Origin of the sequence: Leptospira congkakensis (genome assembly GCF_004770265.1) — a bacterium.
Taxonomy (GTDB): Bacteria; Spirochaetota; Leptospiria; order Leptospirales; family Leptospiraceae; genus Leptospira_A; species Leptospira_A congkakensis.
Genome location: NZ_RQGQ01000016.1, coordinates 522,909 through 548,676 on the forward strand (window position 1 = coordinate 522,909; position 25,768 = coordinate 548,676).

The 25,768-nt window shown below is 40.0% G+C and carries 26 protein-coding genes; 16 read left to right on the forward strand and 10 right to left on the reverse strand.

From position 1 onward, the window contains the following. The first annotated feature begins 97 nt into the window (after positions 1 to 97). The 4 genes from EHQ70_RS12780 to EHQ70_RS12795 are packed head-to-tail and all read left to right on the forward strand — an operon-like array spanning position 98 to position 3,674. A complete protein-coding gene (locus EHQ70_RS12780) occupies positions 98 to 313 on the forward strand; it encodes an LIC12298 family protein (RefSeq protein ID WP_135586970.1) in 216 nt (71 codons plus the stop codon). A 56-nt stretch (positions 314 to 369) separates the two neighbouring features. After that, positions 370 to 1,119: an ABC transporter permease gene (locus EHQ70_RS12785; protein ID WP_135587224.1), complete on the forward strand. Its 750-nt coding sequence runs from the start codon at positions 370 to 372 to the stop codon at positions 1,117 to 1,119. A 5-nt stretch (positions 1,120 to 1,124) separates the two neighbouring features. Beyond that, the gene (locus tag EHQ70_RS12790; RefSeq protein WP_135586971.1) at positions 1,125 to 2,324 is read left to right on the forward strand and encodes an ABC transporter ATP-binding protein; all 1,200 of its coding nucleotides are present in this window, start codon (positions 1,125 to 1,127) and stop codon (positions 2,322 to 2,324) included. A gap of 45 nt (positions 2,325 to 2,369) precedes the next feature. Continuing rightward, positions 2,370 to 3,674: a UDP-glucose dehydrogenase family protein gene (locus EHQ70_RS12795; RefSeq protein ID WP_135586972.1), complete on the forward strand. Its 1,305-nt coding sequence runs from the start codon at positions 2,370 to 2,372 to the stop codon at positions 3,672 to 3,674. 35 nt (positions 3,675 to 3,709) lie between these two features. Here EHQ70_RS12795 and EHQ70_RS12800 read toward each other — a convergent pair whose 3' ends face one another. Next, complete coding sequence (locus EHQ70_RS12800; RefSeq protein WP_135586973.1) at positions 3,710 to 4,531, reverse strand: thioredoxin fold domain-containing protein; 822 nt, start codon at positions 4,529 to 4,531, stop codon at positions 3,710 to 3,712. 97 nt (positions 4,532 to 4,628) lie between these two features. Between EHQ70_RS12800 and hisE the strand changes: the two genes are divergently transcribed. Next, positions 4,629 to 4,907: a phosphoribosyl-ATP diphosphatase gene (gene hisE, locus EHQ70_RS12805; protein WP_002989187.1), complete on the forward strand. Its 279-nt coding sequence runs from the start codon at positions 4,629 to 4,631 to the stop codon at positions 4,905 to 4,907. 26 nt (positions 4,908 to 4,933) lie between these two features. Then, positions 4,934 to 6,022: a tetraacyldisaccharide 4'-kinase gene (gene lpxK / locus EHQ70_RS12810; protein WP_135586974.1), complete on the forward strand. Its 1,089-nt coding sequence runs from the start codon at positions 4,934 to 4,936 to the stop codon at positions 6,020 to 6,022. Here lpxK and mnmC1 read toward each other — a convergent pair. After that, on the reverse strand, positions 5,961 to 7,154 hold the full coding sequence (mnmC1, locus tag EHQ70_RS12815; RefSeq protein WP_135586975.1) for an FAD-dependent 5-carboxymethylaminomethyl-2-thiouridine(34) oxidoreductase MnmC1: 1,194 nt from the start codon (positions 7,152 to 7,154) through the stop codon (positions 5,961 to 5,963). The genes lpxK and mnmC1 overlap by 62 nt on opposite strands. Before the next feature lie 6 nt (positions 7,155 to 7,160). Continuing rightward, positions 7,161 to 7,904: a tRNA (5-methylaminomethyl-2-thiouridine)(34)-methyltransferase MnmC2 gene (gene mnmC2 / locus EHQ70_RS12820; RefSeq protein WP_135586976.1), complete on the reverse strand. Its 744-nt coding sequence runs from the start codon at positions 7,902 to 7,904 to the stop codon at positions 7,161 to 7,163. Between the two features lie 426 nt (positions 7,905 to 8,330). Here mnmC2 and flhF point away from each other — a divergent pair, with 426 nt between their 5' ends. The 9 genes from flhF (at position 8,331) to EHQ70_RS12865 (ending at position 16,086) form a co-directional block, all read left to right on the forward strand. Beyond that, on the forward strand, positions 8,331 to 9,671 hold the full coding sequence (gene flhF, locus EHQ70_RS12825) for a flagellar biosynthesis GTPase FlhF (RefSeq protein WP_135586977.1): 1,341 nt from the start codon (positions 8,331 to 8,333) through the stop codon (positions 9,669 to 9,671). Between the two features lie 35 nt (positions 9,672 to 9,706). Further along, positions 9,707 to 10,630 (forward strand): MinD/ParA family protein, encoded by a 924-nt coding sequence (locus EHQ70_RS12830; RefSeq protein WP_135586978.1) that lies wholly within the window; start codon positions 9,707 to 9,709, stop codon positions 10,628 to 10,630. Beyond that, positions 10,631 to 11,104, forward strand: coding sequence for a hypothetical protein (locus EHQ70_RS12835; RefSeq protein WP_135586979.1), 474 nt, complete (start codon positions 10,631 to 10,633; stop codon positions 11,102 to 11,104). Positions 11,105 to 11,205: 101 nt separating this feature from the next. Next, a complete protein-coding gene (gene whiG, locus EHQ70_RS12840; RefSeq protein WP_004785020.1) occupies positions 11,206 to 12,006 on the forward strand; it encodes an RNA polymerase sigma factor WhiG in 801 nt (266 codons plus the stop codon). 6 nt (positions 12,007 to 12,012) lie between these two features. After that, positions 12,013 to 14,004 (forward strand): FapA family protein, encoded by a 1,992-nt coding sequence (locus EHQ70_RS12845; RefSeq protein ID WP_135586980.1) that lies wholly within the window; start codon positions 12,013 to 12,015, stop codon positions 14,002 to 14,004. 11 nt (positions 14,005 to 14,015) lie between these two features. Further along, positions 14,016 to 14,306 (forward strand): hypothetical protein, encoded by a 291-nt coding sequence (locus EHQ70_RS12850; RefSeq protein ID WP_135586981.1) that lies wholly within the window; start codon positions 14,016 to 14,018, stop codon positions 14,304 to 14,306. Between the two features lie 47 nt (positions 14,307 to 14,353). Further along, positions 14,354 to 15,229: a hypothetical protein gene (locus tag EHQ70_RS12855; RefSeq protein ID WP_135586982.1), complete on the forward strand. Its 876-nt coding sequence runs from the start codon at positions 14,354 to 14,356 to the stop codon at positions 15,227 to 15,229. Positions 15,230 to 15,241: 12 nt separating this feature from the next. Continuing rightward, positions 15,242 to 15,526 (forward strand): DUF370 domain-containing protein, encoded by a 285-nt coding sequence (locus tag EHQ70_RS12860; RefSeq protein WP_135586983.1) that lies wholly within the window; start codon positions 15,242 to 15,244, stop codon positions 15,524 to 15,526. Next, positions 15,523 to 16,086, forward strand: a complete 564-nt coding sequence (locus tag EHQ70_RS12865; RefSeq protein WP_135586984.1) for a guanylate kinase — start codon at positions 15,523 to 15,525, stop codon at positions 16,084 to 16,086. Before EHQ70_RS12860 ends, EHQ70_RS12865 begins: the two co-directional genes overlap by 4 nt. A gap of 88 nt (positions 16,087 to 16,174) precedes the next feature. Here the strand turns inward: EHQ70_RS12865 and EHQ70_RS12870 are convergent, their stop codons facing one another. Beyond that, positions 16,175 to 16,825 (reverse strand): periplasmic-type flagellar collar protein FlbB, encoded by a 651-nt coding sequence (locus tag EHQ70_RS12870; RefSeq protein WP_135586985.1) that lies wholly within the window; start codon positions 16,823 to 16,825, stop codon positions 16,175 to 16,177. Then, positions 16,825 to 17,424: a flagellar export protein FliJ gene (locus tag EHQ70_RS12875; RefSeq protein WP_135586986.1), complete on the reverse strand. Its 600-nt coding sequence runs from the start codon at positions 17,422 to 17,424 to the stop codon at positions 16,825 to 16,827. The genes EHQ70_RS12870 and EHQ70_RS12875 overlap by 1 nt, the downstream gene beginning before the upstream one ends. An 82-nt stretch (positions 17,425 to 17,506) precedes the next feature. Between EHQ70_RS12875 and EHQ70_RS12880 the strand changes: the two genes are divergently transcribed. Then, positions 17,507 to 20,653 (forward strand): SpoIIE family protein phosphatase, encoded by a 3,147-nt coding sequence (locus tag EHQ70_RS12880; RefSeq protein WP_135586987.1) that lies wholly within the window; start codon positions 17,507 to 17,509, stop codon positions 20,651 to 20,653. Positions 20,654 to 20,756: 103 nt separating this feature from the next. Here the strand turns inward: EHQ70_RS12880 and EHQ70_RS12885 are convergent, their stop codons facing one another. From EHQ70_RS12885 to murA, 5 genes are all read right to left on the reverse strand, one after another. Further along, entirely contained in the window at positions 20,757 to 22,121 is a 1,365-nt protein-coding gene (locus EHQ70_RS12885; RefSeq protein WP_135586988.1) for a FliI/YscN family ATPase, read from the reverse strand. Positions 22,122 to 22,347: 226 nt separating this feature from the next. Next, the gene (locus tag EHQ70_RS12890) at positions 22,348 to 23,127 is read right to left on the reverse strand and encodes a hypothetical protein (protein WP_135586989.1); all 780 of its coding nucleotides are present in this window, start codon (positions 23,125 to 23,127) and stop codon (positions 22,348 to 22,350) included. A gap of 137 nt (positions 23,128 to 23,264) precedes the next feature. Beyond that, positions 23,265 to 23,579, reverse strand: a complete 315-nt coding sequence (locus EHQ70_RS12895; protein ID WP_002973161.1) for an LIC10235 family protein — start codon at positions 23,577 to 23,579, stop codon at positions 23,265 to 23,267. 173 nt (positions 23,580 to 23,752) lie between these two features. Further along, on the reverse strand, positions 23,753 to 24,430 hold the full coding sequence (locus EHQ70_RS12900; RefSeq protein ID WP_135586990.1) for a 4Fe-4S dicluster domain-containing protein: 678 nt from the start codon (positions 24,428 to 24,430) through the stop codon (positions 23,753 to 23,755). Beyond that, on the reverse strand, positions 24,431 to 25,735 hold the full coding sequence (murA, locus tag EHQ70_RS12905) for a UDP-N-acetylglucosamine 1-carboxyvinyltransferase (RefSeq protein WP_135586991.1): 1,305 nt from the start codon (positions 25,733 to 25,735) through the stop codon (positions 24,431 to 24,433). Between the last annotated feature and the right edge of the window lie 33 nt (positions 25,736 to 25,768).

The window sequence follows — 25,768 nt, forward strand, 5'->3', positions numbered from 1 at the left end:
TCTCAAATGTTAAGTAGTGTAAACAAGCGTTTAGTATATTATTGGTATTATTTTTTAGTTTTATGTCGTCTAACATGATGACGGGGAGGAAAAACCTATGATCGTTCGATCCATCCAACAACCCGCTTACAACCGCCACAAGGACTCAGGTCTCGCTGGCCAAGGTCCGAAAAAGGGATTTTCCCAGAACCTAACTGGGAAGACCTTTGAAGAGTATTTGATGGAAGCCTTCCAAGGGGAAGTGGTTCAAAAAGGAGAGTGGGTATCCCCTGGTCTCTCTGATCTTGGCCAAAAGAACCTGAAGAGGATGTAGACCAAAATACCGGCTTCCCGTTCTAGAACAGGGAGCCAATGGCCGACAATCAAAGTATGGAGAAAGTATCCATACTTTGGGCTCTTGTTCGGCGTGACTATGCTCTGCAATATGCAGGATCCTTTTTGGGCATATCCTGGATGTTTTTGCAGAACTTAGTACTCATTAGTATGTACGCGCTGGTTTTTCTGGTGCTCAATTTAAAAACTCCCTCCACTCAAGAAGACTTCACTGCTTATCTTTTAACGGGATTACTCTATTGGATTCCCATCCAAGAACTACTCGTTCGTGGTACCGGGATCCTCACTGACAATCGAACTTTGTTAAAACGTTCCAGTCTCGGAATCGATTTATTTTTATGGATTCCTTATGTGCAATTTTTAATTCATAGCCTCATCACGTCCATTCCTGTGTTTTTATATTTGGCCTATTCTGGAAAACTAAATCTTTCTGGGGTTGCTCTTGGGTATTTGGTTCTTGTTTTGTCCGGATTGTATTTGATGTTACTCCTTCATTATCTTTCCCGTTTGAATATTTTGTTAAAAGATATATCACCTTTGATTCGTTTGGTGAGCCAGGTGGTTTTTTGGGGAATCCCTGTTTTGTATTATCCTAAAGGGTATTTAAAAGAGTGGAATGGATTGAATCCATTTACCATACCTTTGGATGTTTTTCGTAGTTCCGTGATTACAGGTTTTGTTCCTCAGTTTGATTGGATTCAAATTCTACCATTTTTGTTTTCATTTTTTCTAGTGTATTTACTTGCCAAACGTAAATTTCAATCGGTGATTTTGGATCACCTTTAATCTAAATGACTTCTGTTGTTTTAGAAAATCTTTCTAAAGATTATCATGGATTTTCGAAACCATGGAAAAGAATCTTAACGGGCCTTAGTTTTGGATACTTCGGAATTGATTCTAAATTTACCGCTTTACGATCGTTAAATTTGCGAGTTGGTTCCGGCGAAATTTTAGGGATCATTGGTAGAAATGGTGCTGGTAAATCTACACTTCTCAAACTCATCACAGGTGTGATTAGAAAAGACAAAGGGAGTTTAACTGTTAATGGATCGGTGAGAGCCCTTCTCGAACTCAGTGTTGGATTTAATCCAGAACTTTCTGGGGAAGAAAATGTCTATTACAACGGACTTGTTTGGGGATATAAACCATCTGAAATTAGAGAACTAATAGATTCCATTTTTGAATTTGCTGAATTGAGTGAATTTCGAAAGGCACCCTTAAAAAATTATAGTTCGGGAATGGCAATGCGACTTGGTTTTAGCCTTGCGACTGCAAAACGACCTGATATCTTGATTGTGGACGAAGCCTTGGCTGTTGGGGATGCAAGTTTCCAACAAAAATGTCTCAAAAGAATCAAAGAATTTTCCAACCTTGGATCCTGTATTTTGGTTGTGAGTCATGACCTTGGCCTTATCTCATACTTCTGTACAAGAGTGGTTCTTTTAAACAAAGGAACTATGTTATTTGATGGAAATCCCAAAGAAGCCATTGAAGAATACATGCACGTGTTAGCTGGTGCAGCCGAACCTTCTTCTATTCATAAATCAGAATCTATCCAAAATATACATGTCTCCCTTAAGAACCCAAAAGGGATAGATACACGTCATCATTTTCTAGGGGAACAGGCAACACTCCGAATCGAATTTCAAACAACCAAACCGGTCACTGAGGGAACAATTGGTTTTCATATTGATAGTGAAAAGGGGATTCGTATTTTTGGGACCAATTCCCATCATCTAGGGAAACCAAATATCAACTTAAATGCTCAGGAACGTTTGGTCGTTGAATTCCAATTCCCCATCCAGTTTGGAGAAGGGAAATACAGTTTGGGTGTTTCTATCCATAAAGGCGAGTCTCATATTGAAGGTAGTTATTTTTGGGGAGAATCCGTTTTGGATTTTGAGGTAGAACGAGGGAAAGTTGGAAAATTTGTAGGTGTTTGTCATTTACCAACAGAATTTGTCATCCAGACCCTTCCCAAATCGAACTAGAAAAACAGTTTCCTTCAACGGAAAATTCTAAATTCTGGAAATCCTATGAAAGTTTGTGTGGTCGGAACCGGATATGTAGGCCTAGTTGCTGGGACTTGTTTTGCTGAATACGGCAATGATGTAATTTGTATCGATAAAGATGAAAAAAAAATAAGCGATCTCAAACAAGGGATCATACCCATCTACGAACCGGGGCTTTCCGAACTTGTAGAAAGAAATTATAAAGAAGGAAGACTTAAGTTTTCTACTTCATTGAAAGATGGTGTCGAATCTTCCGAATTTGTTTTTATCGCGGTGGGAACTCCTACGTCGGACAATGGATCTGCCGATTTAAGATTTGTTTTTGCTGTGGCGGAAGAAGTTGGTAAAACCATGAATGGATATAAAATCATCGTGGATAAATCAACGGTTCCAGTTGGAACTGCTGACCAAGTGAAAGCGATCGTTGCAAAAAACACAAAACATCCGTTCGATGTTGTTTCCAATCCAGAATTTTTAAAAGAAGGCGCTGCCATCGAAGACTTTATGCGACCAGAACGAGTTGTGATTGGTGCCGAGTCTGAACTTGCCGCTAAAAAAATGAGTGAATTGTATTCTCCATTTGTTTTAAACGGAAACCCAATCATTACCATGAGCATCCGTTCTGCGGAACTTACAAAATATGCATGTAACGCATTCCTCGCTACAAAGATTTCCTTTGTAAATGAAATTGCAAATCTTTGTGATGCGGTCGGCGCTAATTATGATGATGTAAGAAAAGGAATGGGGACTGATTCAAGAATCGGTCGTCAGTTTTTATATGCAGGAATTGGATATGGTGGATCTTGTTTTCCAAAAGATGTAAGAGCTCTTCTTCGCACTGCAGAAGAAGTAAATGCTCCTATGCACATCATTCAATCAGTGGAAGATGTAAACGAAAAACAAAAAACTCGTTTGACCGATAAAATTTTTGAACATTTCAAATCAACAGATATGAAAGGGAAAACATTTGGAATCTGGGGATTGTCTTTTAAACCAGGAACAGATGATATGCGAGAAGCACCGTCAATTCCTTTGATTTATGAATTACATAAAAACGGAGCAAAGTTACAAGTATTTGATCCTGCTTCCATGGAAACTTCAAAGTATTATTTTGATGGAAAGGTAGAATACAAGAAAGATGCGTATTCCACTCTTCAAGGTGCAGATGCAATGTTGCTTCTGACAGAATGGAGAGAGTTTAGAGAACCTGATTTTAATAAAATCAAGAGCCTTCTAAAAAACCCTTTAATTTTTGATGGAAGAAATCAATACAAACCAACTCTTATGAACGAGTTAGGGTTTACCTATTATTCTATCGGGAACAGATAAATTTTATGGTCCGACTGAATGAATTTTTGGCCGGACTAAAATCCTCTTTCTATTTCAGACAAAGCTTCATTACACATAGATTTATCCGAGTCAGTCGTCAATTGCGGTTTAATTTCCAATAAGACTGCTTTTGCGAGTTTTGACTCACCTGCATCCTTTAAAGTTAATCCATAATATAGTTTAGCGGTAGTTTTGCGGCCAGAAGTTGGATATGTTTCTAGAAATTCTTTCCAAGATTTTACTGCAGATTCTTTTGGACCATGGACAGATCTCACTAAGTTTAAGTTGAAATGTGCATTTTCTTTGAGGATAGGTAAGGTTTTGGATTTTTGGACAGCTTCCGTGAACTGCACTTCTGCTTTCTCAAAATCTTTGGTTTGAAAATACAATAAACCCAATCGAAAATGAATGTCGGGACTATTTACGTTCCGTCTAAGTTCTGTTTTGAGATAAGACTCAATATTTGGTTCTTGTAGGATTCTTCTAGATATATTTAAAATATCTTCTTTGGTGGCGAGTCCTGCAATTTTTGTCACATAGTTCCCGTCCCCATCAAGAAATAAGATGGTAGGGTATCCTTCAATATTGTATTTTTTTCGTAGGTTAGGGAATTCTTCTCCATCTAACCGAACTTTTACGAAGTTATCTAATACTTTGCTAACATCTGGGTCTGGAAAAATTTCTTTTTCTAAAACCAAACAATAGGTGCACCAATCAGCAAATACATCCACAATGATAAATTTTTTGTCCTGTTTTGCTGTTTCGAATCCCTTTTGGATGGATCCTCCCCATGGGGATTCGGAAAATAAGGAACTTGTGAGTAGAAGTAGGAAAAGGGAAAGAATCTTACGAACCATCTCCTGAATCCTAAAGTTTTTCCATTCGTTTGAATAGTCAATTTTCGCTTTTTCGAAATGGAATGGCTAGTTTCCATGGTCGGTAGAAGGTCAAAATATGGAATTTTTACTGAAATTGGAAGAACTACTCCGCAAACGTAAGGAAGAATTGCCTGAGAAGTCTTATACCGCTGAACTTTTCCGCGATGGTGTTGACCGCATCCTTAAAAAAATTGGCGAGGAAGCAGGGGAAGTGATCATCGCTGCAAAAAATCCCAACGAAAAAGAATTAATTCACGAAATTGCTGATTTGGTTTTTCACTTGGAAGTTCTCATGGTGGAAAAAGGAATTAGTTTATCTACCATAGCAAAAGAATTGGAAAAACGCCACAGTTAGTCTTTTGTTTCCCACAGGAAACTTAAATGAAGATATTCTTATATTTGTTTTACCCTTTTAGTTTGCTCTACCGTTTTTTATTTTGGTGGCAACAAAGGGGGACTCCCTCTTTCCGTTTACCAAAAGTTTTAGTCATTAGTGTAGGAAACATCACTTTAGGAGGAACTGGTAAAACTCCCTTCGTTCAATACTTAGTTAAATTTTTTAAAGAAGTTTATCCAAGTTATGCGATTACAATTTTGTCTCGTGGATATAAGGCGGAAAAAAGTAATGAAGGGGCAATTCTTACAAACGGACTTACTCCCAAGTTATTTGGTGATGAACCTAGCCAACATAAAGAAATGTTTCCCGATATACAGGTGATCATCGGGAGAAATAGGAAAAATGCATTTCTTTTGTATAATCAAATCCAGTCGCAGAAACATATTGTGATTCTTGATGATGGTTTTCAACATAAAGCATTACATAGAGATTTTGATTTTGTTTTGTTGGATGCCAATTCGCCTTTTGGTAATGGGTTTACTATCCCTTTGGGTTTTTTAAGAGAACCTGTCAGTCATATAAAAAGGACAAATGCGATTCTTTTTACTAAGATAACTTCTAAAAACAAAAATGGTTTGGAAAAATATCATTCTGATTTAAAGAAATTAGATCCATCGATTCCGATTTTTTCTTCTCAATTTGAATCTTCAGTTTCGGAAGTTCAGTTTCAACAAGGTTTAACATTAAAACCTTTTTTACCGAAATTGAATTCTAAATACTTTTTGGTGACTGGTGTTGGAAATCCAAAACACGTTTATGAAACAGCAAAATCCACCTTGTTATCGGAATCCATTCGAACTAAATTTTTCCCAGATCATTTTGAATTTAACGAAGATGTATTGTTTTCTTTGGCGAATGAAATTTTGAATGATGAAATTTTTGTGACCACTGAAAAAGATTGGATCAAAATGCGAACCAACATTGGTTTTTTAAAAGAACTTCAGAAGAAAAATATTATAGTGCTAATACTTTTGATTCAGGTTTCTGTTAATGAGGAGAAAGAACTCAAGTCTATGTTAGTTGGTCTCGTTTCCACATACGAATCAAAAATCGATCCGGCTTTAGAGACTTAAAAATTTTTTCAGACACAATATTCGGTTCGTTGACCATGGATGAAACCAAAATCTCTGCCGCGTATAAAGAGTGGGTGAGTCCTCTCGAACCAAGTCCATTGAGGATTCCAACATTTTCAAAGTAAGGAATTTCTATTTTTTTCCCCCCTTTTTTCAGTAGATTTTGGTATTTAATGGAAACATCCATTTTCGAAATATTGGGTAACCTTCCGATGACTGGACTACGGTCTTGTGATTGGGTTCTGTAACTGACTCTAGTTGGGAATAAACTTGGATTTTGAGGATTCCACTGCGAAGTGAGGTTCGGTAGTTTTTGGTATAAGTCCTTCCACATCATTTCGGATTCTTCTGACCTTGGTTCACTTTCGAGTTTGAATTCATCAAACGTTGCACCTAAAACTTGGATTCCTTGAATTGCTGGAGTGAGATAATCACCATATAAAATCCCGTAAGTATTTGTCGGGTTTTGTTCTGGAATTTTTAAGATTTGGCCCCTAACTTTCTTTAGTGGCAGCCAATCCAAATGTGGGTCCTCTGAAAATTGGTATCCTTGGCTTAAAAAAAGGTAATCACATTCAATTTTTTCATCAGTTGTTTGACAGAGAATTTTTGAGTTTTCATTCGACTCTTCCCATTTTAACAACTTACAATTGTACTTAGTATCTGGATTTGTAATGGTCAAAATTTGTTTCGTAAGGTCTACAGGTGATAGAGATTTTCCTTGTGGAAAGAAGAGGGCTTTGGTTCCAGAAGTTGGTTCTACACTTTCTCTTGCTATATTATTTGGAATTTGATGCGAAATAATAGAATGCGAATAACGATCGTATGTTCCTTCTGTATCCATGAGGTAATAGATTCCGTCCACATGGGGAACTTTTTGTTCTAGGTGATAGTTTTCCCAAATGGATAAAAAATATATAAAAGATGATAAGGAAAATTCAGATTCAGCTGTTTTGTGTTTGGTGAGAAATGGATACACAACACCAATAGGATTTCCACTTGCATGTTGGGCAGGCCCAAAGTCGGAATCAATTAAAATGGTTTGGATATTTCTTTTTTTTAGAGCAAAACAAATGCTAACACCAGCAATTCCTGCGCCCACAACAACGGCGGTTTTTTTTCGATCATTCATCTAATATTATTTTAACAATCCGGAAATCATTTCCCGTTTCCTTCCAAATCCTTTTTTCTTTTCGATAACAAACCCTAGTTCGGTGAGATTTCTTCGTAAAAAACCTGCAGATGAAAAAGTTGCCAAACTAGTTCCCGCGATGGACTTGTTTCTTATTAAACGCAGAACTTCAGGTGACCACATCTCTGGATTTTTTCCTGGTGAAAACCCATCCAAATACCAGGAATTGATCATGGGAAAACGGGGAAGGCAAATTTGGATGTCTCCGAAATAAACATTTACAGTAAATTGACTTTTGTTTGTTTGATGAACCCAAGTATAAGTCCAGAGGTTTTTTGTTTCATCTTTTCCCCAGGTAAATTTTGCTATTTCATAAGAAGTGAGAAGTTCTTCAAACCACAATGTTTGATTCGGATAACTTTTGTTTAGTGTTAAGAGTATGTCAGTATTTAATGGGTAACCTTCTAGGCTAATAAACTCCATTGAGTTTGGGTTTTGGAGTGAATTCCAACTTTCTAAGGTAACGAATAAATTGAGACCAGAACCAAACCCGAGTTCCCCAATCCGATAAACAGATTGGTTACTCTCGCTGATTTTTGTTCCAACATCATTTCCGTTAAAAAAAACATATAGAGACTCTTCCCATCCACCTTGTTTCGAAAAATACACATCATCAAATAACTTCGAAACAGGGACTCCCTCTTTGAATTCGATTGTATTTTGCGATTGGTCGGAAGGGGAATTCAACATACAGTAAAACTATTTCCTATTTTGGGGAACTAACTTACCTTGGAAACTCAATCTCGAATTCCACTGATTGTAAAAAGTAAGTCACTTACCTTTTGCCCCCACCTACCAAAGATACCGCCTTTCCCAGGAAAGTTGCTTTCCAAGCTGACTTCCTAGTCTTCTACACTAACTTACAAAAGGAACGGGTTTACCTTCGAAACCCCGTCGCTTTCGAAACCAACGCGCAAAAGTAATTCTCTCACCTTCGTAACCCACTTACCAAAGTAAGCCCCTTGCCATCACCCTCCCAATTTCCCATCACCCTTTCGATCCTCTAACTTCTTCCTCTATTCCCGCCCATAGTCCTTGAAATTATTATGTCACATAAAAAAGACTTTCCAAATTGAGGGTACTCTTCATATTTTTCCCAGGTTCGGGGGATATTCTATGGATTTTGTGAAAATCCGAGGCAAAGACTTACAAGACTGCATCATGCAGATGAAGATGAAATACGGTCCAGAAGCCCATCTCTATGACCAACGAGTGATCACGGAAGGTGGCCTCTTTGGAACTGGTCTTATGGCCCAAAGAATGTATGAAATCGATGTAGGTGTTCCTGAAAAACAAAACTCCAAAGAGAGAATTGAACGTAAGTTAAAAGATCTCAAAGAACTCATCAAACAAAAACAAAGAACAGATTCACTTCCTGAGTCGAGCCTTGTGGGAATTGGATCTAATCATGTGGCTGCTATTGGAGGAGGGAACCCTCTCCTTCGTAAAAAAAATATCGATGCCGTGCGTCCTTTTTCCGAGCGTCGTCGTAGACAAAACCCCCCTGTTTACGAAATCGACTCTTTGGAAGAAAGGGCCGTTGGTTTGTCCATTTCGGAAGCGAAGGACTCTCCGATGGAGATTGTACCTCAAACAAAACAACAAAGTCCCGAAAGACACCCTCATATTCAAAAAATCGTAGATCGTTTGTTAAACGAAGGATTGTCTCCTGGATTTTTAGAAGAGATGGCCGTGGCACTCGAACGCAGATTGTCTGCGGTAGACCTCACTCGTTATGCCAATGTTACTGACAAAGCTGTTACTTATTTAGAAGAAAGAATTCAAATTGATTCAGACCTTTTTAGTGGAACTCCAAGGGGAAAACGGAAAATTATTTTCTTTGTAGGACCTACTGGGGCTGGAAAAACTACATCGATTGCCAAACTTGCTGCCAAGTACAGTTTGCACATGGGTAAAAAAGTTTCCCTTTATACAACGGACAATTACCGCATTGCGGCTATCGACCAACTTAAGTTTTATGCGGATGCAATGGGTTTGCCATTTTATGCCGCCAAAGATTTGCGTAAATGGAAGGAAACCATTCTCCGCGATGGATCCGAACTCATCCTCGTGGATACGGCAGGATACTCGCATAGAAAGTCAGAAAACCTGGAAAAACTTCAGGAATTCTACCAAGTTTTTGGGGAAAAGGATTATATCGAAACCGTCTTAGTGCTTTCCTCCACTGTTTCCAAAGACAATGCCCTCGCGGTTGCGAACGCGTATGAGTCGGTCGGTTATAAAAGAATTTTATTAACTAAGCTAGATGAAGCAGAATTTTTAGGTTCTGTAGTGGAATTGGCCGATACTATTCACAGGGAATTCGCATTCTTAAGTGTGGGGCAGGATGTTCCTTTTGATATCCTAAATGCCTCGAAAAAACTTCTTGCCGAATGTGTAATTTTTCCTGAAAAATTGAAAGGGATAGCGGGCGAGGTCTTCGAAAAGACCGTGTAACCAAGTTCGTTATCCTTAAGGCCGTAGGGGTAACGATGGACCAAGCTGCAAATCTTAGAAAGCTCACTGAAACTGGTACTGGTTTAAAACTTGTTCAACCCCAGGATGCAGTCAAAAAAACTAAAATCATCGCGGTAGCTTCTGGTAAGGGCGGTGTTGGAAAGAGTACTGTCTCCGTAAACCTTGCAATCTCCATTGCAAAGACGGGACTCAAAGTTTTAATCTTTGATGGTGACTTGGGACTTGCCAACGTCAATGTTCTTCTTGGTATCATTCCGAAATACAATTTATACCATGTGGTGAAAGGCCATAAATCTTTGAAAGATATCGTGATCTCCACTCCAGAAGGCGTAGATATCATTGCTGGTGCTTCTGGATACTCTCAGCTTGCTAACCTAAACGAAACACAAAGAAACAATCTTATCAAAGGGTTTGCAGAACTTGATCGTTATGATGTCATGATCATCGATACCGGTGCTGGAATCTCTGCCAATGTCATCGGTCTTGTGATGCCTGCGGATGAAGTGGTAGTGGTCACAACACCGGAGCCTACTTCCATTACCGATTCTTATGGCCTGATCAAATCCATTGTTTCTCAATCCAAAGACAAAAATCTCAAAATCATCGTCAACCGTGTGCGTTCTGCTATTGAAGGGAAAAAAGTTGCCGATCGAGTCATCGATATCTCCGGTCAATTTTTAGAAGTCCAAGTAGAAAACTTAGGATTTATTTTCCAAGATGAAGAAGTAGAAAAGTCAATTCGTGAACAAAAACCATTCATCATTGGGGCTCCTCGTTCTAAGGCAGCAGCTTGCCTGACTCGGGTCACTCACACCCTCTTACAAACCGAAGGTGGTTATGATGATGAAGAAGGTCTTACTGGTTTTTTCAAAAAATTCTTTAGCTTCGTAGACTTCAAAGAGAAGGAAATGGAAGAGAAGATGGAGGAAGACAACTAAGTGCTGATCGGATTTGTACTGGGATTTGCAGTCCTTGGAGCCATTATCAGTTCTGTCTGTGGGTTTCTTGTTGGGAACCGACTTGGTTATATCTTCTTTGTCTCACTCATTTCTACTTTTGCTTTCGGTGGTTTGGGCTTTGGAGTGTTCTCTGTCTTACAAAAAAAAGTCCCTGAATTTTTAGAGTTCCTCAGTGGATTTTCCATTGGTGGATTTGGGGGTGAAAGCCATTCCGATGACTATGACCATGAATCTGGTGGAATGGATTCGGTCCGGTCTGAATCGATGGGTTCTGATGATTTTGGTGTCCAACCTATGGGGGATGCCGCTATGGATGCAAAACTTGCTATGGCTAAGTCAGGAAAATTTGGAGATCACATCATCGTGGATAAAATTGCGATCAAAAACGAGCCAAAACTCATGGCGGAGGCGATTCGCACCATGATGGCTAAGGATGATCCCCAAGAGAGCTGAAAAATTGCGGTTTTTAGAGGACATAAGAAAAAATCCTCTTGTAATTTCCTCTTCTTTACGATTTTTTCTATAAAGTAAGAGATTCCGTACTTCGGTTCCCTATGTCAAGATTGCTAGACAAATACAATCAGTTTGATGAGACAGATCTTTGGAAAAAATACCGCGTCACAAAGGATGCGGAGATCCGAAGTTACCTTGTTGAAAAATATTCACCTCTCGTCAAACACGTGGCTGGGCGGATTGCGATCGGAATGCCACAAAATGTCGAATTTGAAGACCTCGTCAGTTATGGCGTCTTTGGTCTGTTAGATGCTATAGAAAAATTCGATCCTTCTCGCGAAATTAAATTCAAAACTTATGCGATGACTCGTATCCGTGGGTCTATTTTTGACGAACTTAGAAGTGTGGATTGGATTCCGCGTTCCATCCGTCAAAAAGCAAAACAATTAGAAAACATCATTGCCATGCTTGAGAACAAAGAAGGCAAAAAAGTAGATGATGAAGAGATTGCTAAAGAACTTGGCGTCTCTATGGAAGAATACAATTCACTCCTAGCAAAACTTTCTGGAACCTCTCTTGTTTCATTGAATGATATTTGGTTTCTCGGTGATGAGAACGATGAAGTTTCTTTTATGGAAACTCTTGAATCTCCGATGAATATGAACCCTGACAATATCATCGAAAAAGAAGAAATCAAAAACGTAATCGTAGAAGCCATTCAGTCGTTACCGGAAAAAGAAAAAAAGGTAATCGTACTTTATTATTATGAAGACCTCACTCTAAAAGAAATTGGTGAAGTTTTGGAAGTTACGGAATCAAGAATTTCTCAACTCCATACAAAAGCGGTCGCAAGGCTCCGCAGCAAACTCTCCAAAGTAAAATCCGCGATCCAAAAAAGGTAATTAGAAATGTCTCTCTCTGAATTTCTTACAGAGGAACTGAAAGAGTTCGACCGTAAGGAAAAAGAACAAGTGGAGGTCATTGCCGATACCATCGAAGAGTGTCTGGCAATTGCCTCAGGGCACTTAGGCCGCAAAGTTCATGAAATTGATTATACTGTTTTAAAAAGAGGAAAGAAGTCTCTATTCTTTTCGGAACCTTATCATATCCGCGCCTCCATCATCCCTGATGATTTGTTATTAGATGAATTGAGTTTGTTGGATGAGCATCTAACGGGTGGTAGTGGAAAATTAGTATCTAAAGACTTAAAAGAACTAGTCACTCCCAAAAACAAAGATGGTCGAGTTTCGGTTAAAATTTACAGAACCGGTGTATTTTTAACAGTTCATCCTCCTTCGGGGGAGGGAATGGAAATGTCCATGGCAGATGTTTCCAAAAAACTTTCCTTTCGCGGTGTGGCGGGGATTGATCAAAACCTCTTAAACAAAATCATCAAAGAAAAAAAAGGGGAACCTGCTCTTATCTCCAACCAAAAACCAAAAGCAGGAAATGATTCTAGTTGCAACGTAGAAATTGCACAAGAAAACATGCGAGCCTTTGTGACCGTTTTTCCGGCAAGACCTGGTGGACGTGATTTAGAAGTTTCTGATATCGTAGCCGCACTGAAAGGGATGGGTGTGGCTCATGGTCTCAAAGAAGATGAAATTCGTAAAAGTTTGGACGAAGACATTATCAACAAACCTTTTATTGGGGCCGAAGGTGATTTCCCTGTGAACGGGAAAAATGCAGAAATTAAATACTATGTCCGCACGGAAAAGAAAATCAACTTCAAAGAAGACCAATCAGGTCGTGTGGATTACAAAGACTTAGATATGATCGAAAACGTTGTCGTAGGACAGCTATTAGCCGAAAAACTCCCTGCAGAAAAAGGAAAGTTTGGGCGTAACTTATTTGGAATGGTATTACCTGCCAAAGATGGTTTGGATACAGAACTCAAACAGGGAAAAGGAACCATTCTTTCGGAAGACAAAATGCGTCTTACTGCAGAGGTCAACGGACAGGTGTTATATGCTGCTGGTAGACTTTCTGTCGAGACGGTTTATCGAATCAATGGAGACGTGGGTGTTCGTACGGGTAATGTTACCTTCCTTGGCTCTATCATCATCACAGGAAACGTAGAAGATAATTATTCCGTCAAAGCGGCCGGTAACATTGAAATTTATGGAACAGTCCAGAAAGCCATCGTGGAAGCAGATGGTGATATCATCGTCCGCCAAGGTGTGACGGGAAGGGAAGAAGCACGTGTGGAATCCACAGGTGGAAACATTGTCGCCAAGTTCATCCAGAACGCCACTTGTATCACAGAAAAAGACATCATCGTTCAAGAAGGTATTTTACATTCTCATTTGATGGCTGGGGGAAAAATTTCCTGTAAAGGAAAACGAGGCCAGATTGTGGGCGGAACCATCCAAGCAGCCCAACTGATCTCTGCAAAAATCATCGGCTCCCAAGCCAACCCACAAACCGATCTCATCGTGGGAAACAACCCAAAGATCCTAAAACAGATTCAGGAATACGAAGAGAAACGAAAAGAGAACCAGGACAAACTGGACCAACTTACAAAAACCATGCGCACCCTAAAAGCAAGGAAAGAGGCCGATCCTGCCAGCTTTACCGCCGAACAGGATGCGCATTTGCAGAAATTGGAAGCGGGAACCAAAAAACTCGAAAAACGAATCGCCGAGGCCGGCAAGGACATCCAAACCCTAACCGAATACATGGATGAACAGGCTGCCAATGGCCGTATTTCGGTCGAGAAGACCATTTTCCCGGGTGTTACCATTCGCATCCGCAATGCTGAGTTCAAACTCCGCCACGAGACCAAAGCCAAGACCTTTTTCGAAGAAGAGTCCCAGGTCCGCAGTGCACCTTACGAAGACCCAGACGAAGCGAAAAATGACTGGAGAAAAAAGAGAGGGCGTGGTAAGTCTAAGAATTAAGAGGGTTCCCGATGATTCTAAACGAAAACTTCGCGAGTATCGCCCACCACTACGATTTTGCACGTAGGGCACAGGCAGAGAATCCTTTTACCCACCAAAACCAGGTGGTGGAATTGCAAAAGGTTGTGATTCAAACCCAAAACCGAGCCCAAACGGTTCCTGAAACAAAATCAGGTAACCATAGTTCGGCGGCGAAACCGAAACAAGATAAAGAAAATTCGGTTTATGCGTATTCCAAAGAAGGAGTCATTTATGATCGTCCTAGTTTGGTTCGGGGATCTCGTTTTGATTTAAAAGCTTAAAGTTCTCACTCCGGAATGTTGTTGGAAATGTTCTGAAGGAGAGCGACATGGAACTCTTTTCTCTTGTTTTAATCAATCTACTATTTTGTGGGATGATGTATGTTTTCATCTCTGCAAAAGTTCAAAAAGCAGTCGCGGAATATTACGATAAAAAATTAAACCGAGCCATTGATATGGCCACGGCGGAAACCATCAGGGAACTTGATGCAACCGTTGCTGTCATAGAATCCAAAATGGTAGCCCTTCGTTCCATGATGGAAAAGGGAGAGGCGTTAGTAAAAGAATTTAAACATTACCAATCCTCAGGTCTTTCCATGAAATCAGAGTTAGTTCCTGATTTAACTGCGGAAGAAGAACTGGCTCTTGATATCAAAGAACAAAGAACAGGTATTGGTAAAATTTACCAAGCAAACCAAATCCCCGTTCCGAGTGATGAAGTAGAAACAACCGAAGGGGCCGTGAACCAAGCCTTTGGGAAATTAGGCAAAGCGGTGAAAGGAATTTTTGGAATGGAAGAAGTCAATGCTCCATCAAACGAAGCAATGGATAATCTAGAAGTTCCCACTTTCCAACCTAAGATGAATTATACGGTCGGTGGAAATCCATTTGCAGAAGAAAAAACATCCGATTTGATTCGTAACGAACTCACCCATGGCCCCAAAAAAAGAGAATTTTTAAACGAAGTATCAAAAGCAAATGATCCAGCCTTTGCTTCCTACCAAAAAATGAGTTTGGATAAAGTGGATCTTTCGATTGAATCGGCATTGGAAGAATTACCTGTTTCGGCAACAAAGATTGATAAAGTGGTTCATCTGATCAAAAAGGGATACAAACATGATGAAATTTCAGAAGCCATGAATATTGGCATTCATGAAATTCATTTAATAGAAACGATTCGACTTGATCGATCTAGAAGAATCTAAAATTATGTTTCCATGTCTTCGTTTCCGGTACTCAATGTTGGATTTTCTAATGTAGTATTTGTATCGAAAATCCTTACCATCCTCCAAGCCGATTCAGCTGGTGCCAAAAGACTTCGTTCTGAGGCAAAATCTGCAAGTCGATTGATTGATGCCACTAGTGGACGCAAAACAAGGTCTGTTCTTGTATTAGATTCAGGCCATATCCTTCTCTCCGCCATCCGCCCTGAAAGTTTATCCAAACGATTGGAAACCGGTGACAACCATATTGGTGAGGGTGAGGAGGAATCAGAAGATTGAAAGTAAATCCTAATTTATATATTATTTCTTCTGTAGCGGGTGGTGGGAAATCAACCATCATCGCTGCTTTACTTGCAGAATATCCAGAGTTTTATTTTTCCATTTCTTGTACCACTCGCGAACCAAGACCAGGTGATAAAGAAGGAAAAACCTATCATTTTCTCTCGGTTCCGGAGTTCCAAAAACGAATTGCAGCAGGTGAGTTTTACGAATGGGCAGAAGTCCATGGAAACTATTATGGAACACCGAAAGGCCCAATTTTAGATGCCATTCGGGATCATCGAGTGGCGCTTCTCGATTTGGATGTCCAAGGGGCTAAGACAGTAAAAGAACTCCGGCCAGAGTCTGTAACAATTTTTATTGAACCACCGAGTCGGGAAATTTGGATCGAAAGACTGATTCGCCGAGGTACTGATTCTAAAACCAGTATTGAAAGACGGATTGAAAATGGAATTCGGGAACTCGATGAGGCACCAAGCTTTGATTATGTGGTAGTGAACGACCAATTGGAAGACGCCATCCAAGCAGTGAAATCCATTTTGTTTGGAACCAAACAATAAATTCTAAAATTCAAATTTTAAAACCGAATCGATATCGGTTTAGTTTTTCAAACGAAAGGATTCACTGTTAAAGTAAGGGATCCCCTGGTTAAGGTTCGTCGTTATCTTCATCTATGCTTTTACCATAGTTTGGAACATTTTTGGCTCCCGCATCCAACCACTTGTTGGAAATCACAGACCTTCTTTCTGCAGGAAATAAAGTGAGTAGGTATGTGGTAATGGTTTGTCTTCCCTCTTCTTCTGCATCCCTATCCATTTGTTCAAAAACTTCAATGATATCGTAATCGGGCCAATTGATTAACATATCTCTTGCCGATTCAGGTGGCATATTGGCAACTTTGTTTGCTAGAACTTTTACTTTTTCAGCGCGGGCATTGTCTTTTTTTACTTTGTCCGCCATTTCTTTTTCTTTCCGTTGGATTCCTTCCTTTAATTCCTCCAAACGTTCTTTGTCAGCATGAAGCGAAGAAGATTTTTCTTCTAACTCACGTTTCATTTGTTCTAGTTCTTCACGGTCAGCGATCAGCCTTTCTTTTGCTTTTTCCATTTCCAACTTTTCAAGTTCCGTTGGAGAAAGTAGGTCTTGGTTTACGAGTCCTGCTTGTTTTTTTAAGAAAGGTAAGTAATCTTCTGCATTGATGACTTGGAAGTAATCAAATACAAAAAAACCGATGGCGATTAGGAAAAAAATGAGTACGATTAAAAAGAAGGATCTTGTGCTATCGGTTACACTTGCCATTATGATTTGCCTTGTCCTAGGTAGTATTTTTCATAAAAATCACGAAGAGATTTGAAGTCAGAAGTGAGTTCATCACCACCATCCTCTCGGTTGAGAATTTTGAAAGTTCTTGGAATTTTTTTAGATTTTGAAGGTCCATAACTTTCTGTCGAATCGAATAATGATTGTTTGCTTAGTTGAAGATTAAATTCTTCGACTTCTCTTCGTTCTGCTCGGTTTCGTTTTTTCTTCCATTCGGCAAATCGTTTGTCTTTTAAAACTTCGATTACCTTTTTATTCATCCGAGCAACCATTACATCTTTACGAACTAAATTGACTTCTTCGTTTTGTGCGGTAATACGTTCTTCCAACTCTTCATTGCGTCGCATGAGTCCTTGGATGTATTGTTCGATGGAAAGATAATCGGAAAGACTTGTCCCCACTTTTGAAGATGCGAGGATTGCTTCGTAAGAAGATTCAATTTCCCTTTCATTGGAATCTTTTTCACCAATGAGGGAATTCAGTTTGGAGACAACTAGGGAGAGTCTGCGGATTTCTTCTTCTTCCCGCCAACCTCTCAGTTTTAGAACTGTCTCTAAACTAAAACGAAATCGTTTCACAGCTGTCTATTTCTTCGGTTCTAAATAATTTTTGTACTCTTTTTTACTCGTATTTTTAAAAAAATGAGTAAAACTTGCAATATTGTCCAATAAATACTTACATCTGATTGGTTCGGCGGTTTTCCTCTTTTGCCTTGCCACATTGCCCCTATTGGCAACACCTCCTGCCGAAATCGTTAGGAAAAGCCAGGGAAACCCCGTTCATTTAGAAGGGGAATGGGAGTTTTATCCCCATACATTTCTTTCTGAGCTCTCGGAAGTTCCGACAAACAAACTCCATGTTTTGGTTCCTGGAATTTGGAACTCTGATTTGGGATCAGGGAAAGGATTTGGAACCTACCGTTTGCTACTCGAGAGACCAGAAGGAACGGATCCAGACGCTGTTTATGGAATTGAACTTGTGGATTTGGCAACGGCCTCTCGAGTGTATTGGAATGGAAAATTACTCGGATCTTCCGGTGTGGTTTCTAAAAATCCCGAAGAGTCTGTTCCTTCCTATCAGTTTCAATTTTACCAGTTACCCTGGAAAGATGGACCTAACGAACTTTTGGTGGAGATTTCAAATTTTCACCATGACAAGGGAGGGATGTGGGAACCACCTTATGTTGGTGAGTGGAAAAAACTTTTTAAAGAAAATGAAAAAGATTTAGCCTCATCATTGTTTTTGGCAGGGGCCGTTTTCATCATTGCTCTGTACCATTTTGGTTTGTTTTATTTTAGGCGTTCCGACAAAGGAAATTTATTATTTGGGTTTGCCGCCCTTTTATTATCGCTAAGAACTTTATTTACCGGAGAACGGTTTGGGTTTAATGAACTTTCTCCTTATATCGGTTGGAATCTTTGCCTTCGTATTGAATTTCTAACCTTCTATTTATCACCGTATCTTTTCTTTGCTTTTTTCCGTGAATTTTACCCCAACTTCTATCCCCGTTGGATGCATCGAATTCTACTTGTTCCCACTCTTATTTTTGTCAGTTTTATTTTGATTTTACCCACGTCCGTTTACACAAGGTTAAATGGATATTTCCATATTGTGTTACTTTCAGGAATCTTTTTGATATTTCAAGGTGTGTTCCGAGCTGTTTTGGCAAGAAAAGAAAGTAGTTTATTATTTGCCATCGGAATCATCTCTGTAGCAATTGCGGCCTTTATCGATTTACTCAACGCTTATCAATTGGTTTATACCGTTGAAGCCATCCCTATTGGAATTTTTGTTTTTATTTTAGTCCAATCTTTAACTTTGTCTAGGCGGTTTAGTAAAGCTTTCTCCGACGTGGAGTCTTTATCGAAAAGATTGTTAGCGTTAGACAAATTAAAGGATGAATTTTTAGCCAATACTTCTCACGAACTAAAAACGCCACTCAACGGGATTATAGGTATCGCGGAATCTATGTTTGACGGAATCGGCGGAAGGTTGAACCAAGAACAAAGGCAAAACCTAGGAATGATTGTGAGTTCGGGGAAACGTTTGTCCTCTCTTGTAGATGATATTTTAGATTTTTCCAAAATGAAAAATCGAGATTTGGATTTGGATCTTAAAGCCATCGACTTGCATCAAATTTGTGATTTGGTGTTAGTAATTTCAAGACCACTCTATGTAACAAAAAATCTAACCGTTCGTAATCATGTTCCCATGGATTTTCCTCCGATTTTAGGAGATGAGGCAAGGCTTCAACAAATTCTATTCAATTTGATTGGAAACGCGATTAAGTTTACCGAAAAAGGTCGGATTGATGTTTCTGCGGAAATTATGGAGAGAATGTTGGTTCTTTCTATCAAAGACACAGGGATTGGAATTCCAAAAGATAAGTTTGCCGATATATTTAAGTCCTTTGAACAGGTAGACGCATCCACCACACGTAAGTTTGGTGGGACGGGGCTTGGGCTTGCTATTAGCAAACGTTTGGTCGAATTACATGGTGGGTCTATTTGGGTAGAATCAATCGAAGGAGAAGGTTCTATCTTTCGATTCACTTTGCCACTGGCAAGAGAGGGGGAGATTCCTATGGAAAAACCTCCCGTCAAAAAAGCAGATTTGTGGTTTGGTGGTGAGTCCCCTGAATTTGAACCCATTGAAGAAACGACAGAAGAATATGATGGCGAAAAAATCAAAGTCCTCGTTGTGGATGATGAACCCATCAACCGACAGGTTCTTAAAAACCATTTAACCCTGATTGGTTGTGATGTATATGAGGCTTCAAACGGCGGGGATGCCATTCGTATGGTTCGAGATGATGGTCCTTTTGAACTGATGTTACTCGATATCATGATGCCTGGAATGAGTGGTTATGATGTTTGTATGGTATTACGAGAGTCTTATTCTTTATACCAACTTCCCATCTTGTTTTTAACTGCTAAAAATCAAATCACGGACATCATTGCTTCACTAGAAGCCGGTGGTAACGATTATCTTGCAAAACCTTTCGACAAACGTGAGTTAATCTCTCGTGCAAAAAACTTAATCACTCTAAAAAAAGCAGTAGAAGAACAAAACAAATTCATTGCCTTTCAAAATGAGCTTGGCCTTGCCAGAAAACTCCAAAGTTCCATCCTTCCAGAAGAAGCTCCTAATATTGCCGGTATCAAATCCGAATTTTATTACGAACCAATGGATAGTGTGGGAGGGGACTTCTTTGACTTCCATGCGATTTCGGAAACGGAACTTGGTGTGATCATTGCTGATGTATCTGGGCATGGAATTACAGCCGCACTTATTTCGGCAATGCTTAAGATTGCTTTTTCTACACAGATTCGGTTGTCGAGAGAACCTGCACAACTCATGACTCAAATCAACTCCACCTTACTTGGGAAAATGAAAGGTGCGTTTGTAACGGCATCGTACATTTATATCAATTTAGAAACCAAAGAAATGGTGCATGCACGCTGCGGCCATCCTCCCCTTGTCATCAATCGAGTGGGAGAAAACAAACCCTTACTGAGTTTGCCACAAGGAAAACTGATTGGATGGATTCCCGAGTTAGACATACAAGAAGATGTGATTCCACTTCGTGCTGGAGATCGAATTGTATTGTATACAGACGGAATTACAGAAGCCACTAATAAAGAAAAAGAAATGATTGGTCAAGAAAATTGGGAATCCATTGTGCAAAGGTATAGCGGGTATCCGATTTCTGAATCCAAACGTTTGTTACTCGAAAGAATCAAAGAATTCACGGGAAACCGTTCTCCTGATGATGATGTGACCTTGGTTATTTTAGAGATTGAATGATTTTTTTAATGATTCATCCGGTTTGGAAGATTTTGAAATCTGAAATTTTTTTAAAACAAAAAATGATAAAGGTAAATAGAGCGGTTAGGTCGGATACGTTAATTTAAAAATCATCATCATTACGAGAAGAAGATTGTAGAATTTTTTCCAATCGTTTGGTTGCATCATTATAACTTGATTTTTCTTCAATCCTTTGTCTTAGGTAATCATCAATTTGCGATTTTTTATCAATGGCCATATCCACTTTTTCATCTGCACCACGAACATAGGCATTGAGTAAAATAATATCTTCTGAGTTTTTGTATTTGGAGATGAGTTCCCGAACAATGGAGGAACGCATATAATGGTCTTCATTTACAATTTTTTGCATGAGTCGTGATAAAGAAGCCGGAACATCAATAGCCGGATAGTGACTTTGTTCGGCTAGTTTTCTTGTGAGTACAATATGTCCGTCAATAAACCCTCGTACTTTATCGGCAACGATATCATCCATATCATCTTCGGCATCGGTTAATACAGTATAAAATCCGGTAATGGAGCCACCGTTATGTGATGTTCCTGCTCGTTCTACAAGTTTTGCCATTTTTGTAAACACACTGGATGCATATCCTTTGGTTACCACTGGTTCTCCAATGGAAAGTTCTCGTAGGGCCTCTGCATAACGAGTGAGAGAATCCATATACAAATTGACGGACATTCCTTTTTCTCGAAAGTATTCTGCGGCAGAACAAGCTAAGTTGGCACAACTCACTTGTTCCATTTTGGAAGAATCAGAAGTTGCTACAAAGACAACCGATTTTGCGAGAGCTTCCTTCCCAAGTTCTACATGTAAGAATTCATTTACCTCGCGACCCCTTTCTCCAATCAGAGCCACCACGTTCACATCGGCGTTCGTATAACGAGCGATCATCCCAAGTAAACTGGATTTACCCACACCAGATCCAGAAAAAATTCCAATCCTTTGGCCGCGACCTACGGTTAACATTCCATCTATGGCACGAACTCCTGTTTCTAAAACATCAGTGATGGGGGGACGATCTAGTGGATTGAGAAACCTTGGTTCTGAGGCCCTTTCTTCTTTGGTGATGAGAATCCCTTTGTTATCGATGGGTTTGCCGAGACCGTTTAACACTCGTCCTAAAAGTTCTGGCCCAGCGTTAAGAGTGATTTGCCTTCCGGAAGAAAATACAAATGCATGGGGAAAAATCTCTTGCGTGTCACCGAGCGGCATCAAGGTATAAAGATGGTCTTTGAAACCAACAAGGACACAAGCCAAATACCCTTTGTCCGAACCACGTTCGACTTCTAAAATTTCGCCAACCTTGGAATCAGGTGGCCCTTGGGAATAAATGACATTGCCCACCACGGATACAACGACCCCACTTTTACGAATGGGTTCAATTTTTTCGACGACATTCAGGTATTTGGAAATGGCATCGATATGTTCCGTAAATTTCTTTTCGATCATGGGGGCTTTTCACTCATCCAATCATGTGACATAATAAAATCAAGCGAATTGAGGAAGGGGAAGAGCTGTCTGGGATGGAAGGGATGTCTGCGAAAACCTTCTAAACTCGTTTGGAATCCTTACGGCGGGTAAGGCGTGAGGTTTTTTCGTTTTGACGTTCCTCTTCGAAGGCTCCATTCCATCCAATGGAAATGGGAGCCTAAAAGACGAATAGAAACCCTTGAATTTATCGGCAGAGTTTGATTTGGTCGATATTGGAGATTTGGCGGGGAGCAGCTATCTTTTTGCCAAGGACTACATTCCCGCCATCCCCTAGGCTTGCCGATTCGTAAGCCCATTTGCCGAAGTTTGTGGAAACGGTAAAACATTCAGGAAAAGTTTTTGTTTCTTGGATCTCCGATCCGTTCCAAACTAAAATTCTATCTGGGGTTCTTAAATAGAGTTTTTTTCCATCTTCTGCCCATCGAATTCCATAGAGAGGAAGAGCGGTCCAAAAGTTGATCGGAAAGGTTTGGATTTTTTTATCGGAAAGTTGGATGAGGTTGAGTTCAAATTCAGAAAATTCACCTTCCGCTGCTGGGTTTGCCGTGATGAGAGCCACCAAGCTTCCGTTAGGGGAAGGTGCCATTTGGAAAATGATTCTTTTTTCTGGAGTTGCCGGATAAGAAAAGGCTCCCCCAGATTCTGGATACAAAGATAAAGTTTGGTTTAAGGTTCCATATTCATCATCTTTGCCATATAACACAAATAAAGTGGATGAACTGGTATGATAAAAAATTCCATCCCCTAGTGACCAAGAGGGAAGGTCCCATTCTTTAATCGACTTTCCACCTGTGGGTGCATTTTTCACCAATTTGATTTTGCTTTTATAATTTCGTTTGTCTGTGGTTCCGTTTAAGGGATTCCAAGAATCTTTTTCTTCGTATCCTACAGTGAGGACCAAGTTGAGATTGGGGTCGTTTGTTGGAGAGACTTCTTCTGGCAATTGTGTCTGGCGCCAAATCATTTGAGAACATCCGATTAGGGTTAAAGCTAAAATAGCGAGGAGGGACTTCATGACAAAAAGGATAGAAGGAAGGAGGGGTCTGTAAACAAAAAAGGGGACTAAAGTCCCCTCTTAGTTAGAAAAATGCTGATAAAGGATTATTTTCCTTTTTTAGCTTTTGCTTTTTCTTTGTTTTTTTGGTCAATTTCTGCTCTGTGAGTGTCGCAAAGTCTGTAAAGGATTCCTGTTACCGGATTTTTACGAGTGACTTTTGTTCCACAAACGATGCAAAGACCTTGAGCTCTTCTTCTTTTGTAGAGTTGTTGTACTCTTTCTGCACCAGAAGCCTTGTATTTAGAGATTTGAATTCTGAATCCTTTGAAAAGGTAGTTTCCAATGGATTTTTCAGGATCTTTTTTCAAATCCTCTGCAATTTTGTCGATTTGTCCTGGGCCTACTTTTTGTGGTTCCATAGCTTTCTTTTTCCTTTAAATCTAGATTTTATCTTTTTTTGACGAGGGAAATTCCCTTGCTCTAACAAGGGTATCTCTCTGATCACTGAAAAATTCAAGATATTTTTTCATCGAATAACAATTTTTTGATGTTTTGCGGTGATTTTTTTTCTAAAACGATTGATAGGTGATGTTTATTGTTTTTTGAATTTGATTTGAATTGCTTTCGGAAAACTCGGACAGGATTCAACACAGAGTCCACATCCAGTACAAGAGGATGTATTAAAAATCGGCAAATTTCCTTTAAATTTTACTGTTTTTTCGATGGGACAAGTAACTAAACAAACATTACAAGTCGATTCACCAGTTTTTCCGTTAATACAATGTTCTGTGATGGCTTTCGCCTTACCGAAATTTGGTTTTTCATCGGACAGTTCGTACGGTAAGAGTGCCTCTTCAGGACAAACACTAATACAAGGCCAATCGGTGCACATATGGCAAGCCTTTGCATTAGGATCAAAATGTGGAAAGTTTTTTCCCGATTCAGGAACGGTAACAGGGAATAAGACGGCATAAGGACAGGCAAAAATACATTCATTACATCCCGTACATAGAGAAAAAAAATCGGGAGAGGCACCAGGAGGAAGGGCAAGTGTCTGGAACATCCTAGTTTTGCGTTTCCGGACAGTTGTTGGTTTTGATGTCGTCTTTACTTTGTCAGATGGTCTTTTTCCTTTCTTTTTGGGTTTTGTTACGGGAGTTTTTTCGTCTTCCCAAACTTCTCGTATGGTTTCGGTAATTTCATCCGCCTTGTTGAAGGTAAATTGAAATACGGATTTGAAACCCTCTCGGAAAAGATCCTTTCGTTTCATCTAATCAGAGACTCTTTCGATTTGAGCCCCCAAAGAACGTAGGCGGGTATCAATCGATTCAAAACCTCTATCAATTTGAACAATGTTATGAATTTCGCTTTGTCCCTCGGCACAAAGAGCAGCAATGATCATCGCCATCCCGGCACGAATGTCGGGACTTGCAACTCTTTGGCCATACAATCGATTGGCACCAATCACAATGGCTCTATGCGGATCACAGAGGATGATTTGGGCACCCATGGCAATGATGTTGTCCACAAAGAAGAGTCTTGATTCAAATAGTTTTTCGTGGATGAGGACTGTTCCTTTGCACTGCGTTGCTGTCACCAAAGCAACAGAAGTCATATCGGCAGGAAATCCCGGCCAAGGAGCGTCATCAATTTTGGGTGTGGCACCATGGTAGTCGGGGATGATTTCCATCTTTTGGTCAGAAGGAACAAGGATTCCGTTTTCCGTTGGCCTGACTTCGATCCCCAGGCGAGAATAGACCATTCGGATCATACGAATGTCTTCTGGGTTCACATCGGTGATGTGGATTTCTCCACCTGTAACAGCTGCAAGGCTGATAAAAGATCCTATTTCTAAATAATCGGAACCAATACGATGTTTTAGGCCACCGAGAGGAGAAGATAGTTTACTAACACCAGTGATTGTTAGGTGGTTTGTTCCCACTCCTTCAATTTTGGCACCAGCAGCGATTAAAAAACGACAAAGTCCTTGGACATGGGGTTCGGAGGCAGCGTTACGAATCGTTGTTAGGCCCTCGGCGTAAACTGCAGCCATCACTGCATTTTCTGTAGCTGTGACTGATGCTTCATCAAGTAAAATGTCTTTTCCCACCAAACGGTCAGCAGTGATCATATATCCGTCTGGAAAAACTTCTATTTTGGCACCAAGAGCCTCTAAGGCAAGTAAGTGGGTGTCCATTCTCCGACGGCCAATTTTGTCTCCACCTGGTTTTGGTAAAAAAACTCTTCCCGTGCGGGCAAGGATGGGTCCCGCTAGTGTCACAGCTCCTCGGAGTTGAGAACAAAGTTCATAGGGAAGGTCCGATTTCACTGGATTTTTTTTCTGGAAGAGGTATGATCCTTTTGTACCTGTGGCAGTGATTTCCACACCAATATGGCGTAGAACTTCCATGAGTTTGAGTACATCGGCGATTTCTGGAAGGTTTTCCAGAATGACATCTCCTTCCCAAAGAAGGAGGGCACCGAGAAGTGGAAGTGCTTCGTTTTTATTTCCTTGGGGAACAACTGTCCCGTGGAGAGGATTTTTGCCGATAATTTTGAAGTAGGAGGAACTCACCTTGCTTCCATTCACCACGATACGGATATGAGG